Origin of the sequence: Acinetobacter nosocomialis (genome assembly GCF_041021905.1) — a bacterium.
In the GTDB taxonomy this organism is placed as follows: Bacteria; Pseudomonadota; Gammaproteobacteria; order Pseudomonadales; family Moraxellaceae; genus Acinetobacter; species Acinetobacter nosocomialis.
This window is the reverse complement of record NZ_CP157432.1, coordinates 2,053,552-2,070,110: the sequence shown is the minus strand read 5'-3', so window position 1 is coordinate 2,070,110 and position 16,559 is coordinate 2,053,552. Positions and strand designations below refer to the sequence as shown.

Below are 16,559 nucleotides of genomic sequence, written 5' to 3'. Positions count from 1 at the left end.
TGAACGTGACTATTCAAACTGAACAAGAATTCCTTGCCAGTTATGATCGCCGAGATTATGACGCACCTTTACTCACTGTAGATATGGCTATTTTCTCGGTATTTAATGGTCAGTTACGGGTATTACTCATTAAGCGGCCCAACTTTCCAGCTAAAGACCAATGGGCTTTACCGGGTGGTTTTGCCGATTTAAAGCACGATCAAGATTTGATGGCCACCGCATATCGTAAGCTGGTCGAAAAAACAGGGATTGCTTCACCTTACTTGGAACAAGTTGCCTCTGTGGGCAATGCCAAACGTGACCCGCGTGGTTGGGCAGTGACGATTTTGTATTTTGCTTTAATTGATTTTAATGCTTATCAACATCAAGCCTTAGCTGAGTACAGCGAATGGGTGCCTGTAGCAAAAGCACAAGATTTAGCATTGGCGTTTGATCATAATGAATTGCTCAGATTAGCTTTAGAGCGTTTAACCAATAAAACCCGCTATACCGCTTTGCCAGCGAGTCTCATGCCCGAGTTATTTACACTGACCGAGCTACAGACTATTTATGAAATTATTCTTGGGCAATCCTTAGATAAAAAAGCATTTAGACGCCGTATGATAGAAGCAGGCGCAGTTGAAGAAACCAACCACAGTAAAATTGTAGGCAAACGACCAGCTCAGCTTTACCGCTATGCACTTGATTCTTTCGATTTTATATTTCCTCGCTCACTCGAATTACCTCGAAATAAAGAGGGTGAAGATAAGCAAAACAATGAGCTTTCTGACTAGAGCATCTTGATGCGCTTTGATTTATAATGCCGCGCTTATGATTGATGTCATGTTTTGATAAGCGCTTTGCCTATGTCACACGTTTCTCCCTGCTTCCAGCAAAACCAGTTTTTTGTGTTGGTGGAGTACCTCACTTCACTACATGAAATTTATCCTGTAAGACTTGAGTTTGCAGGATATCCGGCTGCAATAACATTGGCTGATCGCGTACATTCAGATCATGATATTGCGCCGCTTGAAGCCAGCAAAAGCTACCCTGACTCAATAGAGAAAGTTTTACACTTTTCAGGTAAGGCCCGAGACATACAAGACTTTGAACAATTTTTAGAACAAGCTCAAGCAGCCAATATTCAAAACTTGTTATTGCTTACAGGCGATAAACTTAAAGAACACCATAATGGTCGAGATGGACAGCCTCGTAGTCGTTACTTAGAGTCAGTAAACGCCGTAATGGCTGCCAAGCAACATGGCGGGTTTCGTATTGGGGTGGCTTTTAACCCATTTAAATATGTTGAAGCTGAGCGTGATGCACAGTATTTAAAACTACATAAGAAAATTAAAGCAGGCGCTGACTTTATCATTACCCAATTGGGCTATGACATTGAAGCCTTAAAGAAAGCCAAATCATTTTTAACCAAGAACAATTATTCACAGCAAATACTGGCTTGTGTCATGCCACTGACTTTAGGTCGTGCCAACTTCATGGTAAAGCATAAAGTTGCAGGTATTGTAATTACTCCACACATGCTAAAAGTCTTGGCAGATGAAAAACAGGCAGGGCATACAGACCGAGTTTATTTGCGCTGCGCTTTACAAATTTTAATATGTAAACATTTAGGGTTTGCAGGAATCCACTTATCTGCGTGCCATAAGCCAGAAGAACAAATGTTGCTTGAAAGCTACATTGAGCAATACAGACATCTGGAGCTTAACGTTTTAGAAGAGCTTTGGAATTCACTTTGGCAAGTCACTACAGGTAAAGAGTTTTCGCCTGAAATTGCTCGTTTTTCACGTCAGCCAACATCTAAACAATTAATTAAATATCGTCAGCTACATGTTATGCATGAAGCAATATTTGGATCAAAAATTGCCAAAGGATTTGGACGTTTTATTTTCAAAGCATTTTTTTGGGAAAACGCTTTGATCGCTAAACTCTTACTTAAAACAGAAGTGCTGAGTAAACATAGCCTAGTGGGCTGTGAAAGCTGTGGTCAGTGCCGTTTAAGTGACACCTTATATATTTGCCCTGAAACATGTCCAAAAGGTTTAGCCAACGGGCCTTGTGGCGGTACAACTTTAGACCGCTGCGAATTTGGTGACCGTGAATGTATTCATTCCGTTAAAGCAAGACTTGCTAAAGCTGTTAAGCAAACCGAAGTGCTAAAAGAAAAACTGATTCCAACGGTACCACTTGAAACGAGAGGAACCAGTTCTTGGAAAAATTGGTATTTAGGGGCTGAGGCTTAAGTTTTGTATTAACCCTTAAGGACGGCGATAATTCAAATTTTTAATTTTTTTGAATAAACTTAATAAATATGAGAGCTGATTTATAATTTTCATAGAAATTTTTTAAAAGCTAATACTGTAGGTGGCGGATAGATTAATTCCGGAATAAAAGCCCCTTTAAATATAGATTATATACTCACAATTCTCAGATTATGGTTGATATTCAACAAATCATCCCTTTACCGGAAGCAAAGGATTATCAGATTAAGGCACAGAAAAAATCAGAAGAAAGACGAGAAGCCAAGCTTACGAATGCAAGGGATTACTCAAGCTTCATCTTCAATGGTAAAACTCTGAATAAACGTTACCTGGCTCTGGAAATTATTAAATGCCGGTTTGATGAAATCGATAATAAGAATATCGAAGATCTTAGAGCAGAGTTTAATGAATATCCGAATCTGGATAGATTGCTGGTTAAAATTAACCAACTGGATGAACAAAGATATGACCGCTATTTTATTGAGAAGGAACATCATTTACAGATGAGTAATGGAGATATATATTGTTTCCAACCAATGGGGAAAAGGTAATATTTATCAGTTAATAGAAATTGCAGCCAACTTTAACTATGAAATTATTAACACTTCAAAGGATCAGTTGAAACGTTAAGTTGAATATAGTGATTATTTGATAGAGCAATTGGAAGATACTACTATTCTAGTTTATAAAAATGGCGAGAAAGTAACAGTTTACGGGGCTTTGCTGGAATTGGCATCTTCTAAGGGCATAAGCCATTTAAATAGTAAGGGTGGCAAAAACAATACAAGACAGCTTGGGAACGACATAATCAATTCTTAAATCTAATGAATTTTAACCAATTAAAAACGTGATAAATTGTATACAAAACTTGATCCTGTATAGAGTAATATTATTTTTGCATTATAGTAGTTGAAGTCTAAGCGATTTACAGGTATTAAAGCTCATCAATAATAGATGGGCTTTTTATTTTTAATTAATTTTATGAGGTTAATTTGTATATGCGACAATTAATGTCGCTTGTGCTGTAAGTTGCATTGCTTTTGAATTATTTAAAACATATATTAATAATAAGTAAATAATCAATTTATCAAAATAAAACATATATTTGTATTGGTTTTTTGCGCTCTAAAATTTTATATGTGGATAAGGTTATGAGTACAGTTACAACAGTAGAAAGTATTGCAGAACTAACGGCTATTCAAAGTCCAGAAGAAGGACAGACCGTATATGTGAAGTCTTATTATCAAGGATTAAACAAAGGTGGTGGTAAGTTTATTTATGCATCTGGAAAAAAAGCCATAAATGATTATGGATTAACAATTAATGGCTGGGTACGGGAGTTTGATTGTGTACCTAATGTCTTTATGTTTGGGGCAATTGGAGATAACACTAATAATGATACAGATGCATTCCAAAAAGCTGTAGATGCAGTTACTGATCTATATGTACCTAGAGGTGTGTTCCTATGCAATGTGAATCTTAAAAAATCATTCAATATCACTGGTTCTGGGAAAGAGTCTATATTAAAACCTTACGACATTAATAAGCCTATTTTAACTAACATCAATATATCTTCTTTAAGTTGGTCTAACGATTCTGTATCTAATCTAGCTTTAAAATCATCGAATTTCACAGGAGTTGGTTTCAGTTATGGTGTGCTACCTGCAGTTAATGATTATTATGGTGTTGGCCGAGTGGTTATGAATAACGTGTGGTTTAGTGGTTTTATGCACGGTATTCGAAAAGTAAATGGAAACATCGGTAATAAATACTACAATTGTAATTTTGAAAACTGCAAATACGGTGTTTATGCATCAAGTAACCAAGTAGCTATCCCTAACTCACTTGCAATCATGCATTCGGGTTGTGATATGTACTATAGCTGTAATTTTAGTGAGAATGCTATTGCGGGTGCAGCTTATTATGATAAAACCCATGGAACGGGACAGTGGTTATTTAATCACTGTACATTTCAATTCAATAAAGGCTTTGGGTTATTTATGGACTTTGATATCCCAAGTACTTTATTTTCTCCGATTATTATAATGAATTCTTGGTTTGAAGAAAACGGAGGAAACCAAGTAGTTATTGATCGTGTTAATGGTACATCGCAATCTATGAATTCTGAAGCTAGATATATTTCAGGAACGATTGATGTAGTGGTAGTAGGTAGCGAAGATTCTAAAACTCGTCTTGGTATAGGAGTGGATAAACCTAAAAGTACTCTACATATTCATGATAAGAGTCTGCCGATGTTACAACTCACATCTGATTCTACTGGTTCAGAAGATAGAAATAATGGTGGATTGATCTATGTCACTGAATCAGACCTAATGATACAAAACAAAGAAAATGGACGGTTATATCTTGTTAATTCAGCTGGTATGTTGGAACTAGACTTATCAGGTAATTTTCTTTCAAGAAAAGGTAAGATTGGTTATGGTGGAGGAGCAGGATCTTATATTCTGCAGTATAGTTTCAAAGACAGGTCGGTAACTTGTAACTTTCCATCCGGTTGCGTTCGCATGGCCGCAAGTGCGTTGGGAGCTAATTCTTCTGTTGCATTCGTGTTGGAAAACAATTTCATTTATCAGGATGATGTGGTGATTGTAAATGTGAGAAGTATGCCGAGTGGTAATTCTGATTTATATTCAGTTAGAGCTTCAAATATAAAAACGGGCTCATGTCATATTATTCTAAAAAATGAATCAAATACTATTCTCTCTGAATATGTAGAAGTAAATTTTTGTATAGTCTCATGTGGTAATAGCTAGCCTAGCTAAGCAGATTAACATTAGTTTATATTGTGAACCCTCCTTATGGTGGGTTCTTTAACTTCTCAATTAGGGGGCTTTAGATTTAATTTCACCTGAAGTTTTAAGGTGCAAGATTTTTTTTAATTTTTAGTAAAACTGCTAGTGAGATAAAATATTTTATTTCTGTTTATTTTGACAAAATTTAAAACTAAAATTATTTTTTGTTATTAACGTAAACCCTAAACATGGCTAGAGCTGTTATTGATGATCAAGAATTATTTACTTTCTATGAAAAAGCCATCAGTGAAGCTCGTCCACAATTGATTGAACTCTACCAAAACACATTTAAAGCGCATAACTTACATGCTTTATTATTTCCGACATCACCGATTGTTGCACCACTAGCAAACGAAGACGTCTATTCAATTGAAACTTTCCAGACACTCATGCGAAATACAGACCCCGGCAGTAATATTGGAATACCGGGCCTGAGTTTACCTATTGGAAAGGGCGCGAAATCAAAACTGCCAATCGGATTTGAAATAGATGGCTTAGCTCATCAAGATAGTGAATTGCTTGCGATTGGAATAACTTTAGAAGAAATTTTTAAGGTTTTAAATCAATAGACAAAACCGCTTAAATCACTATTTTTAAAGCTTTGTTTGTCTTTTAATAATAGGTCTAAATTTATTTTAAGACTGTTTTTTATCCAAAAAATTATAAGCCATTTTACTTGTTATAATGGCTTATTTATTAAGCAATCATTGCTTGTTAGATTTAATATTTTGTCAGTTTGTTGTTGTTAATTTTATAAAATATAATATTTATAAATCATATATATTCTATTTTTATAAGTATAACAATTTTTATTGTTAACTCATTTTTAAATTACATATTATTTTAATTAATAATACTTAAATATTACATAATAAAATTTATTCTTAATATTTCTGCAATATATTGCTTTTATTAAAGGAGTTTTATTGAAGCTTAAATAAAAATTAAATTGTTTATTAACAATAGCTTGTATTGAATTTTTAGATGGATTAATTACGAGAAATCTACACTAGTTCGAATTACATAATTTTTAAACATAGTTTATATAATATGCTTTATTGACATAAATAGAAAAAATATATGGCAAAGAAGTCAATGATATTTAATTAACTTCAGAACCATAATTTGCACCAAATTTTACGCTGTCACGATTCATTGAATAAAACCAAGTGAAAAGTTACGTAAAAAAGAAACCAATAATTTTATTGGCTTAAATAAAAAATCGAATATTACAAATAAGCGGAATGAATATGGATAACGTAGCTCAGCTAGAAACTGATACTAATTTCCAAAGTCGAAAGAAAATAACTTGGGGTGTTTTTAGTGTCCTGCTGTTATTTTTAGTTGCCGGTATCGTATATTATTTTTTGGTATACCGATTCTATCAATCTACTGATAATGCTTATGTGCAAGCCGATGTGACTTGGGTCATGCCAAAAATTTCAGGCGAAGTGATGGAGTTATTAATTAACGATAATCAGGTGGTAAAAAAAGGGGAAACTTTAGCGGTATTAGACCATCGTGACTATCAAGCTCGTTATGACCAAGCCCGTTCTGTGGTCAGCTTAAAAGAAGCCGCACTGGGCGTACAACAACAAAATGAAAAGTCTGCCAAGTCTTCAATTACCGAAGCAAATAGTGGTGTAGTGGCAGCACAAGCCGACCTATCTCGTTTGAAAAAAGAGTTCGAGCGTTATCAAGACTTATTAAAAGATGGCGTGATTACCCGACAAAATTTTGAAGGGATCCAGTCTCAATATTTAACAGCTCAAGCACAGCTCAGCAAAGCACAAGCCGCCGTAAATGCAGCAGAAGCTCAGTTGGGGAGCTTACAAGCGAGCCGAGCGCAGCTTTTAGCAGATATTCAAAGTGCCAATGCAAATTTAAACTTGTATCAGGTTGATTTAGCTTCTTCAAAAGTGATCAGTCCTGTTTCGGGTAAGATCGGTAGCCTTGCAATTCAAAAAGGTTCACGCGTTTCTCCACAAACCCGCTTAATGGCGATCATTCCTGAAAATAGTTTGTATGTACAAGCGAACTTCAAAGAAACCCAAATTGAAAAAATGCATATCGGTCAAAAAGTGAAGTTAAAACTTGATGCCTATCCGAGCCTCACCTATACCGGAAAAATTGAGAGCTTTTCACCAGCTTCAGGCGCAACTTTTTCACTCATGCCACCAGACAATGCAACGGGTAACTTTAACAAGGTTGTACAGCGTATTCCTGTACGTATTGCCATAGATTCAAGCCCACATATTGATTTGATTAAACCTGGAATGTCGGTGAGTGCCACCGTTGACCTAAGAACTTAATAAAAAAATTTTAGGTAATAAAAAAATGAATAAGCATGTTGAAGCCGAGTGGAGGTTTCCTGCAAAAACTGCATGGGCAATTTTTGCTGCCATGATTTTTGGCAACTTCATGGCGATTCTTGATATTCAGATTGTGGCGAGTTCTCTAAACGAAGTTCAAGCTGGTATGAGTGCAAGTCGTTATGAAGTCACTTGGGTACAAACGGTTTATTTAATTGCCGAAATTATTGCAATTCCAATGTCGAGTATTGTCTCGCGAGTGCTTTCAACACGGGTGTATTACACCATGTGTGCAATTGGGTTTACGGTGAGTTCTTTACTTTGTGCTTTGTCATGGAACTTGGAAAGTTTACTGGTGTTCCGTGGCATTCAAGGCTTTATGGGTGGCGGCATGATTCCGACTTCCATGACGGCGTTGTATTTACTCTTTCCAGAAGCAAAACGCTCATTGCCTTTGGTCATGTTTGGCATGATCAGTACTTTAGGTCCAGCGATTGGTCCAACCATTGGCGGTTGGCTCACCAATAACTTCTCATGGCACTGGATGTTCCTGATCAATATTATTCCAGGCATTATCATTGCTACGGTCATTTACTCAGGCCCAAATATTGACCGTGCCAATTATTCACTCATCAAAAGCATGGACTGGCTCAGTCTGGTCGGTATGGCAATGTTTTTGGGTGGGCTTGAATATTTCCTCGATGAAGGCGCACGACATGACTGGCTTGCAGACACGGGCGTTCGTATTGCTTTTATGATCTGCGTTGTAGGCGGCATGATTTTCTTCTCTAGAAGTTTTACCCAGCCTAAGCCTTTGCTCGATTTATCGGTATTTAAAAATAAAAACTTTACTTTGAGTGCTATTACAACGTTTGTGATTGGCATGGCGCTGTATGGCTTGGGTTACATGATTCCTGTGTTTCTTGGGCAAGTCCGTGAAATGAATAGTAGCCAGATTGGTCACATCATGATGGTGACAGGCATTGTCATGTTCTGCTTTGCACCGTTTCTTGCGTGGCTTATTCCTAACTTCGATACCCGCAAAACCGTATTTGTTGGAATGGTTCTGGCTGGTTTTGGTGTATGGCTCAATTCGCACCTCAGCATTCATAGCGATTATGACTTCATGTTTTGGCCGCAAATTTACCGTGGTATTGGTCTTATGATTTGCCTGATTGTGGTGTCACATTTGGCTATGAGCACCTTGCCACTCAGTAAAGTAGCCGATGCCAGCGGTATTTATAACCTCATGCGCAATATTGGCGGCGCGGTTGGACTGGCACTTATCAACTCATCCTTAGACTGGCTAACAGCCATGCACGTCACCCAGATTAATCAGGCGATGACACCGCAAAACTGGATATTTACAGAACGACTCGACCAACTCACGGCGCAATATCAGGAAGTCGGCGCAAATGCTCAGCAAATCGCGCTAAGTGTGATTTACCGTGACATTCACTTTCAAGCATTAACTTCGAGTTTCAACGATTTATTACGCATGCTCGCAATCATCATGTTTGTGACCGCCTTTTTAACCATCTTTATGGATAGGGGGAAGAAAATGAATATGTAAGGTTTTAGCAGTAGAGGGCAGCTTTTAAAGAATGAAAAACAATAGGGCATATCAAAACGTATCCCTTCATAGAAAAAGAACATTTATACGAGTTTCTAATATCGCCGTATAAGCGATTGGAACTCACAGATCTGAATGTGGGAGATTAAAGTATTATGATTAATACAACATATAAACTGATTTCAAAATTGAACCTGAAAAATGCAACTTATGGGCAATATTTTGAAAAAGAGCAAATTGATACTGATCGACTAAAAGTGATGTATTCCATTTACGAACAGTATTATGAAAATACCAGATTTTCTATTTTTGTAGATGATTTTGAAAATAAAAGCGGTGCGATTTTAATTTTTGACTCTGAAACAGACGAAATAGTCGGTTTCTCGACGGTTGTTGTGCAGCACTTTTATTTAAACGGTAAAGACTACACCGTACTCTTTAGCGGTGATACGGTTATTTTGAAGAAGTTCTGGGGCACGCGTAGTTTACAAAGCACTATGCTTAAACTCATGATTAAGCTCCGAATCAAATATCCTTTTAACGAACTTTATTGGCTCCTTATTTCTAAAGGCTATAAGACCTATCTCTTACTAGCCAATAATTACTATGTGTATTACCCAAACATTAAAGATGAAAACCAACATCTTTCGGAAGTGGTTGAGCACTACTGTGAAAAATTCTTTGGTGAATATTATGACCGTGAAGCAGGCTTGCTTAACTTTGGTGATGACTATCAGCCACTAAAAGGCGAAGTCGCACCGATTACTGCCGAAATGAGAGAAAAGAACCCAAATATTCATTTCTTTGAACAGAAAAATCCAACTTGGAAAGCCGGTACAGAACTGCCGTGTATTGGTCGTCTTGGCTGGAAAGATATTGCCCGTTTCCCCGTAAAGCTGATGACTAAGCCGACCAGTAAAGGAAAGTTTGAAGCCCGTGTAACTCATAAAACAAAACGTAGAGAGGCTATCCAATGAAATCTAATGAATGGCTGACTCTCGGCTCGCATCTTATTTTAAAAAAATGGTGTGATGCATCTGACCGTAATTTCCAAAAGCAGTTTAATGCCCTAGAGACCACACAACGTCAAATTTTGCATTCGATATTACAGACCTCGACCTTTGCCAAAGATAAGAAGGTTCAAAATTATGAGCAGTTTGTAAAAGCATTTCCTGCCACTCGCTATAGCGCTTGGCGAGAAGACATTCAGCGTTACCGTGAACACAAGCTTTCACTCTCAAGCAGTAAATTGGTTCGTTTTCAGCCGACCAGTGGTTCGAGTGAGCAAATCAAGTTTATTCCATACACCAAGCTGTTTTTAGATGAACTTGACCATGCGATTGCACCGTGGATGGCAAGTTTATACCGTAAATGCCCACAGCTGAGTTCGGGTACACACTACTGGTCGGTGTCATGGTTGCCAGAAAGTCAGCGTGAAGTTTTAAAAGATAAAAATCTAAATGATGACAGTGCATTACTCGGTGTGGGTAAACGTATATTGTCCAAGTTTACCCAAGCGGTTCCAAGTAACGTTGCCTTTGCAGCCAATGCAGACGATGCACTGTTTGCCACCATTTGCTATTTGGTCGCAAACCGCAACTTAGCCATGATTTCGGTGTGGAGTCCGACTTTTGCGCTGCAATTACTTGAGCGTTTGGAGTCACTGCAAAAAGAAGTCATTGAAGTTTTGCAAAGTGGTAAATGGGGCAATCGTCAGGATTCATTAAAAGAAGTGACCGCACCGCATAGCCCTGAAAGTGCTCAAGCCTTAATTGCAAGTTCAAACGGCGCACAGATCGATTTTAAAAAGCTCTGGCCAAAGTTAAGTCTGGTTTCGAGTTGGGATACCGCAGGTTCAAAAGCTTGGGCCGAAAAATTAAAAGAGAAATTGCCCAGTGTTCAGTTTGAAGGCAAAGGATTATGGGCGACGGAAGGTGTAGTCACCATTCCCTATAACGACCAATACCCACTCGCATACCAAAGCCACTTCTATGAATTTGAATATTTAGAAGGTGAGAAACAAGGCCAAATTGTTCCTTCATGGCAACTTAAACAAGGTGATGTGGTCAGCCCACTGATTACTTCGGGGAATGGCTTACTGCGTTACTGTCTGGATGACTGTTTACGAGTTACTGGCTTTATAGAGCAAATCCCGTGTTTTGAGTTCCAAGGCCGCCGTTTTGGTGTAGATCTGGTCGGTGAAAAGTTAGCACCTGAAACCGCTCAACAGTTGTTGTCTCAGTTAAACGAAACCGAGTCAAAAGCGATTTCCTTACTGGCGATTGATACGGAGCAACAGGTTAAACCATTTTATTGCGTGCTTTTTGAAGGTGAAATTCATCACAGCATTAACAATGAATATATCGACAGTATTTTGCGTCAAAACTTCCATTATGAACTTGCGCGAAACTTGGGACAGCTTGATGAGCCGCAAATTCGCCAAGCCAATAATGGTTGGAATGCTTATAAAAAACTGGTCATGTTTGATGGCATTATCGAAGGCAATATCAAGCCTGAGCCACTTAAGAAAGTCACCCTCAATAGTTTGGAACAACTATGAAAGGGATGAAGCACTTTAATACTCGTTTTTTAACACTTCGACACGCCTTGTATTTAGGCGTGTTGGTTGTGTCCAATACACATGCCATGACTTTAGACGAGGCGTTGTCTGCCAGTTTAAGACATGAAAGCCAGCTTGAAGTCAGCCGTTTAAGTGTAAACCAGTCTACCGCTATGCTTGAGCAGGCCAAACAGCGTGATGGGCTCAAAGTCAATTTAGTCGGGCAACTTGACTATGAAAGAATAGATACACCGCCAAAAGTCATGTTTCCAACTGAAGGAAACCGTAAAGGACGAAGTTTGCAGTTACAGGCAGATTATCCGATTTATACCTCTGGGCGGCATCGCTTGGGTGTAGATATTGCCGAAAGTCAGCTTTCTGCCCAACACCAAGGCTTGTCAGATCAACGGTCGGAAACCATTTTAAATACCGTGATGGTCTATACCGACGTATTAAAAAAGAAAGCCATTTTAGAACTTAGACAAAAGACCATGGCGAACCTGCAACGGTCTTTATATGAGTCAAAGCGCCGTTTTGATGTTGGTATGATTACCCGTGCAGACTTGGCTCAGGTTTTGGCGCAAGTCGCCCAAGGCCAAGCCGATATTACACAGGCGCAGTCTAACCTGACTGTAAGTGAAGCACAGTTTTACCAAGTGACAGGTACAACACCAGACAACCTTGTTGCAATAAAACAATTACCAGCTATACCGAATGGACTAGATGAGATTTTGGCGCAAACCAAGAACCATCCCGCTTTAATGCGCGCGAAATATGAAATGCAAGCCGCAGAGAAACAATATGCCTTAACTAAACGGGAGCTTTGGCCAACGGTTATGCTGACCAGCCGTGCCGGAAAGCAAGATGAAGCGAGTTATATTGGTTCTGAAAGTAATAACTATATGGTTGGGGTGCAGCTTAATGTACCGCTCTATGACGATGGTTTAAATCGGGCCAATGTTAAAAAAGCACAGGCCGATATCGATTTGGCTCAGCAGAAAATACGAAGTCTTGAACTGGACTTAAATAAGCGTACCCGTACCACCTATGCGCAGCTTCAAACCATCCGACAAAATAAAGACGCACTGGCAAACGCTATAGAGGCAGCGTCTATTGCTTTCGTCTACACACGTAAAGAGTTTGATGTCGGCACCAAAACCACTTTTGATTTGCTCAACACCGAGCAGAAACTACTCGATGCCCAAACCCAAAAAACCGTAAATGACCAAGACGAAGTAGTGTTTGTCTATCAGCTACTCGACCAAATGGGACGTTTAAACAGTTTGGTTCCTATGCATACCGCACAACAGGTGAATAATGAATAAAACAAATACACCACTTGCGAATAACACTCTCATTACCCGTGAAGCGACTTCGGCAGATGACGAGGCTTTGCGAGAGTTAATTGCGGTGCCCATGACCACCAAAGGTATACAAATTAGCTTTCAGCGTGAACCGAGTTATTTTAAGGCGTCCGACATTGTCTATCGGCATAAACTGCATGTAGTAATTGAAGATACCGAAAGCCAAAAGAAAGTGGCTTGTTATAGCAATGGCTATCGTCCTTGTTATGTCGACCGAAATATACAAAACTTACGCTACGCGGGCGATTTACGGGTAGATCATAGCTATCGGGGTAAATCACTGGTGAAGGTATTAGGTAAGCATGTGAAAGATACCATGCACGCACCTAACTTTAGCCAGATGATTATTTTTGATGATAACCATGCCGCACGCGCCGCTATACAAACGGGCAAAACGGGAATGCCCGATTATTATGATGAAGGGCTTATAGAGACACTCAGCCTGACGAGCACTGGCGCAAAAAGAAAAGTCACGGCTTTTTTAAAGCAGACTGCTAAACAGAGTCATCTTCAAGAGATCCGTAGCTGTGTTGCCGAAGCTCAGCATGTACCAGCTATGAACCAGTTTATTCGCGACATGGCAGAACACTATAACTTTATTCCGGCCTATAACTTTGAAGAGCTTGCCCAAGGTCATCAGTATTTTTCAGGGATGAAACTTTCGGACTTTTCACTTTACTTTAAGGGTGAAAAACTGGTGGGTATGTTTGGCTTGTGGGATCAGCATAGTATTAAGCAAACTAAAATTTTAAATTACAGCTCGGCCATAGCTGTGCTTAGACCCGTTTATAACTTATTGACGCCAATAACTAAGGGCATGCGTTTGCCTAAACTTGGCGACTCTATTCAATACCACGTACTGCATACGCTTATGTGCCATCCCGAAGATTTGGCTTTGCATCATAAAATGCTCGAAGATGCCTATAACAAGTCAAAACAGCAGGGTGTTGGCGTGGTGAGTTTTACGCTTTCCCATAAAGACCCGCGTTATCAGTTAAACCAGTTTTATAAAGGTGAGCGTTTAACGGGTATGCATGGCTTTATTAGTTTTGAAGGCGACCCACGACCAAATTTTGATAAAAACCTAATTCCATACTTAGAAGTTGGGCGTATTTAATTTAAAGCCTGAGGTGATACTTTTAATGAAGCCCACGAAAGTGGGTTTTGTCATTCTTAACATGAACAATGAGGCTGATAATTAGTTGATAAAAAGAAATATAGCAATAACTTATAATATAATTATTTAATTTTTAATGGAAAAATATTTGGATTTTTACGAGTGCTTAGTCACTAAACCTACATATAGCCCAACTACTATACAAATCAAAATTTAAGAACATGGTAGTTAAGTGATGAAAAAAAGTTTATTGGGCGGCCTTATTCTGTCTTTGTGTACGACTCAAGCTTTTGCATTAAATATTTTATTGGTTAATGATGACGGTCTAACCAGCAATATCAAAGCACTCTATGATGAATTAAAAGCAAATGGTCATAACGTGCTTGTGTCTGTACCATGTTCACCACAAAGTGGTCGTGGTGGTGCAATTGTCATGTACAGTTCAACAACGATTAACGCAGATAATGATAAGCAAATTACGGCTGAAAACGGTTGTCACAATGGTGCAGCACCGATTGGCGCACCTGCGGCTGGAACCTTTACCAAAGCGGGCTATACCAATGGCGACTGGAATTACACGCATGGTACGCCAGTCATGGCAACCGTTTATGGACTAGACGTGGTTGCACCAAAGCATTGGGGTAAAGCACCAGACTTAGTTTTATCTGGCCCAAATGAAGGCCAAAATGTCGGAAAAGTCGTTGTACACTCTGGCACGATTGGCAATGTACAGTTTTCAGCAGGTCGTGGCATTCCATCTATCGCATTAAGTGCCGATACCAACACGGTAGATGACAAAACTTTAAATAACCCTAACTCTGCGATTGTGGCAAAGCAAACCGTAGTGTTATTAAAAGAATTACAAGCTAAGGCAGGCAAGGGCCAGTTGTTGCCAAAAGGCATTACCCTCAATGTGAATTTCCCTAAAAATTTAACAACCAGTACGCCGTTTGCATTTTCAAAAATTGGGACGTATGACTTATATAAATTAAAGTTCCAAGTGACCAAAGATAGTAAAGGCAACAACCAATTTGGTTTAGGAATAGACGCGGCACCATCGGCACCAACTGCCGCTCAAATGTCGGATGAAAGTGCTGTAATGCAAAGCAAAATTGCTGTGACTGCCATGCAAGTTGCTTATGACCAACGACCAGCAGGTCAAGAATGGCTTAAAATCCGTTTAAAAAGCTTATTTAATAAGTAAGGAGAAAGACCATGAAACGTTGTTTATTGGTTTTACTCCTTGGGTTTGGATTGGCGGCTTGTAATGACAATGATCATGATGACCAAGTCTCGACTGAAAAACCTGCCTTAGCACCAAGCTTAGATGTCGGTACTTATATTATTAGTACCGAAACTGATGAAGAGTTACCTATGGCGGGTAAATACTATTCTGGCGCAGATGGAACTAAATTATTGGTTTTAGATGATGATGAAAACCGTGCCAAGATTGTGATGAGCTACGATGCCAAAAATAAGACTTGGAAGAGCAACCAGTCTAATCAAGCGATGACAGTTGAATTGGCACATTATGAAAAAATTGCTGATCAAAAACTTTTGCTTAATCAATTGGTCGGCACCTACGATTTATCGTTTCCAGATGGAACAACGGTAAATGCCGAGGTGAATGCACAAGGCAAAATTGTCTCGAAAGATCCAAATTGTGTGTTTACGGGTGTGATCACTGAAAGTGCATTAGCCAATACGGCAAACTATCAACTTACCGATAACAAGTGTGATGCGCTAAAAAATAACTCGAAAGGTTATGTTGTGGTAGATGAAGATTTAGAGCCTATGAGTTTTAGACTTGTATCTGACACGGTTGCATCAAAAGACATTTGGGCATTTGCACAATCTTAAAAATAAAAAAGACAACGGATTCATTTCGTTGTCTTTTATTCCAACCTATCTTGCGCCGTTGAAACAGTTAACATGGTTTGAAGGTAATAGTCGACACGTGACTGATTATTTTCTTTATGTGAATTATGCGCATTAAAAGCTGCATCATGAAGTTTTACGACTCGAGCGATCGGGTTCAAACCACAACGAATTAAATATTCTTCGCGTGTTTCATCTTCACGTTTAGTTAATGCATCTACTGCATCACGGACTTCTTTTCCAAATAAGCTTTCGATTTTTTCTAGGGTAAGAGGCGTGTCTTCAACACTATCGTGGAGAAGAGCGGTAATAATATAGACTTCTGAAAATTGATGCTCGATTAATGAATTGACCACACCTTTAATATGGTAATCAAAGTAATCATGAGGACCATACTTTTGACCTCGATGCGATTCTTTTGATAATTTCTCTGCCAATTCAACTTTATTTTGAGTCATTTTTTGCTCTTATTACTTTAAGTATATGACACGGCCTAATGGGCGAGATGGGTAGTTTAAGTCATAATTTTATACTGAATAAGCTACTTTGTTGTGAATACTCTCGTTTGTTTGGTGAATCTCCACAATGTAATATTCAACATATGAAAACGGATAAATAAATTATTGCTATCTATAAATATGAGATGCGCAAAAATTTGCTCACTTTTATCTAAAATAAATCAAA

At 38.6% G+C, this 16,559-nt stretch carries 13 protein-coding genes and 1 pseudogene; 13 read left to right on the top strand and 1 reads right to left on the bottom strand.

Going from position 1 to position 16,559, the window contains the following annotated elements:
• Positions 1 to 5: 5 nt before the first annotated feature.
• The 13 genes and pseudogenes from ABLC00_RS09565 to ABLC00_RS09505 all read left to right on the top strand — a co-directional run bounded on the left by ABLC00_RS09565 (position 6) and on the right by ABLC00_RS09505 (position 15,857).
• The gene (locus ABLC00_RS09565) at positions 6 to 773 is read left to right on the top strand and encodes an NUDIX hydrolase (RefSeq protein ID WP_004887153.1); all 768 of its coding nucleotides are present in this window, start codon (positions 6 to 8) and stop codon (positions 771 to 773) included.
• 72 nt (positions 774 to 845) lie between these two features.
• The gene (locus tag ABLC00_RS09560) at positions 846 to 2,240 is read left to right on the top strand and encodes a methylenetetrahydrofolate reductase C-terminal domain-containing protein (RefSeq protein WP_348941150.1); all 1,395 of its coding nucleotides are present in this window, start codon (positions 846 to 848) and stop codon (positions 2,238 to 2,240) included.
• A gap of 191 nt (positions 2,241 to 2,431) precedes the next feature.
• Positions 2,432 to 2,809, top strand: a complete 378-nt coding sequence (locus tag ABLC00_RS09555) for a hypothetical protein (RefSeq protein WP_033846578.1) — start codon at positions 2,432 to 2,434, stop codon at positions 2,807 to 2,809.
• Between the two features lie 600 nt (positions 2,810 to 3,409).
• Entirely contained in the window at positions 3,410 to 5,032 is a 1,623-nt protein-coding gene (locus tag ABLC00_RS09550) for a hypothetical protein (protein WP_348941152.1), read from the top strand.
• Between the two features lie 266 nt (positions 5,033 to 5,298).
• Positions 5,299 to 5,640 (top strand): annotated as a pseudogene (locus ABLC00_RS09545) (amidase family protein); the annotation flags it as partial.
• A gap of 681 nt (positions 5,641 to 6,321) precedes the next feature.
• A complete protein-coding gene (locus tag ABLC00_RS09540) occupies positions 6,322 to 7,383 on the top strand; it encodes an HlyD family secretion protein (RefSeq protein ID WP_004887160.1) in 1,062 nt (353 codons plus the stop codon).
• A gap of 25 nt (positions 7,384 to 7,408) precedes the next feature.
• A complete protein-coding gene (locus tag ABLC00_RS09535; protein WP_004887163.1) occupies positions 7,409 to 8,956 on the top strand; it encodes a DHA2 family efflux MFS transporter permease subunit in 1,548 nt (515 codons plus the stop codon).
• 188 nt (positions 8,957 to 9,144) lie between these two features.
• Entirely contained in the window at positions 9,145 to 9,933 is a 789-nt protein-coding gene (locus ABLC00_RS09530; RefSeq protein ID WP_170318192.1) for a hypothetical protein, read from the top strand.
• A complete protein-coding gene (locus ABLC00_RS09525) occupies positions 9,930 to 11,516 on the top strand; it encodes a GH3 auxin-responsive promoter family protein (RefSeq protein WP_004887165.1) in 1,587 nt (528 codons plus the stop codon). The genes ABLC00_RS09530 and ABLC00_RS09525 overlap by 4 nt, the downstream gene beginning before the upstream one ends.
• A complete protein-coding gene (locus ABLC00_RS09520; protein WP_033854629.1) occupies positions 11,513 to 12,841 on the top strand; it encodes a TolC family protein in 1,329 nt (442 codons plus the stop codon). Before ABLC00_RS09525 ends, ABLC00_RS09520 begins: the two co-directional genes overlap by 4 nt.
• Positions 12,834 to 13,997, top strand: a complete 1,164-nt coding sequence (locus tag ABLC00_RS09515) for a hypothetical protein (protein ID WP_004887169.1) — start codon at positions 12,834 to 12,836, stop codon at positions 13,995 to 13,997. The genes ABLC00_RS09520 and ABLC00_RS09515 overlap by 8 nt, the downstream gene beginning before the upstream one ends.
• Positions 13,998 to 14,229: 232 nt before the next feature.
• Positions 14,230 to 15,201 (top strand): 5'/3'-nucleotidase SurE, encoded by a 972-nt coding sequence (gene surE / locus ABLC00_RS09510; RefSeq protein ID WP_079377104.1) that lies wholly within the window; start codon positions 14,230 to 14,232, stop codon positions 15,199 to 15,201.
• Between the two features lie 11 nt (positions 15,202 to 15,212).
• Complete coding sequence (locus tag ABLC00_RS09505) at positions 15,213 to 15,857, top strand: hypothetical protein (RefSeq protein WP_004887171.1); 645 nt, start codon at positions 15,213 to 15,215, stop codon at positions 15,855 to 15,857.
• Positions 15,858 to 15,892: 35 nt separating this feature from the next.
• Here the strand turns inward: ABLC00_RS09505 and ABLC00_RS09500 are convergent, their stop codons facing one another.
• A complete protein-coding gene (locus tag ABLC00_RS09500) occupies positions 15,893 to 16,333 on the bottom strand; it encodes an HD domain-containing protein (RefSeq protein ID WP_004887174.1) in 441 nt (146 codons plus the stop codon).
• Positions 16,334 to 16,559: the final 226 nt, after the last annotated feature.

Bases quoted from the DNA above. Each gene is read 5' to 3' on its own strand.
- ABLC00_RS09525 (WP_004887165.1), top strand. From the start codon at position 9,930: ATGAAATCTAATGAATGGCTGACTCTCGGCTCGCATCTTATTTTAAAA.
- ABLC00_RS09540 (WP_004887160.1), top strand. From the start codon at position 6,322: ATGGATAACGTAGCTCAGCTAGAAACTGATACTAATTTCCAAAGTCGA.
- ABLC00_RS09505 (WP_004887171.1), top strand. From the start codon at position 15,213: ATGAAACGTTGTTTATTGGTTTTACTCCTTGGGTTTGGATTGGCGGCT.
- ABLC00_RS09550 (WP_348941152.1), top strand. From the start codon at position 3,410: ATGAGTACAGTTACAACAGTAGAAAGTATTGCAGAACTAACGGCTATT.
- ABLC00_RS09555 (WP_033846578.1), top strand. From the start codon at position 2,432: ATGGTTGATATTCAACAAATCATCCCTTTACCGGAAGCAAAGGATTAT.
- ABLC00_RS09500 (WP_004887174.1), bottom strand. From the start codon at position 16,333: ATGACTCAAAATAAAGTTGAATTGGCAGAGAAATTATCAAAAGAATCG.
- ABLC00_RS09520 (WP_033854629.1), top strand. From the start codon at position 11,513: ATGAAAGGGATGAAGCACTTTAATACTCGTTTTTTAACACTTCGACAC.
- ABLC00_RS09535 (WP_004887163.1), top strand. From the start codon at position 7,409: ATGAATAAGCATGTTGAAGCCGAGTGGAGGTTTCCTGCAAAAACTGCA.
- ABLC00_RS09515 (WP_004887169.1), top strand. From the start codon at position 12,834: ATGAATAAAACAAATACACCACTTGCGAATAACACTCTCATTACCCGT.
- ABLC00_RS09560 (WP_348941150.1), top strand. From the start codon at position 846: ATGTCACACGTTTCTCCCTGCTTCCAGCAAAACCAGTTTTTTGTGTTG.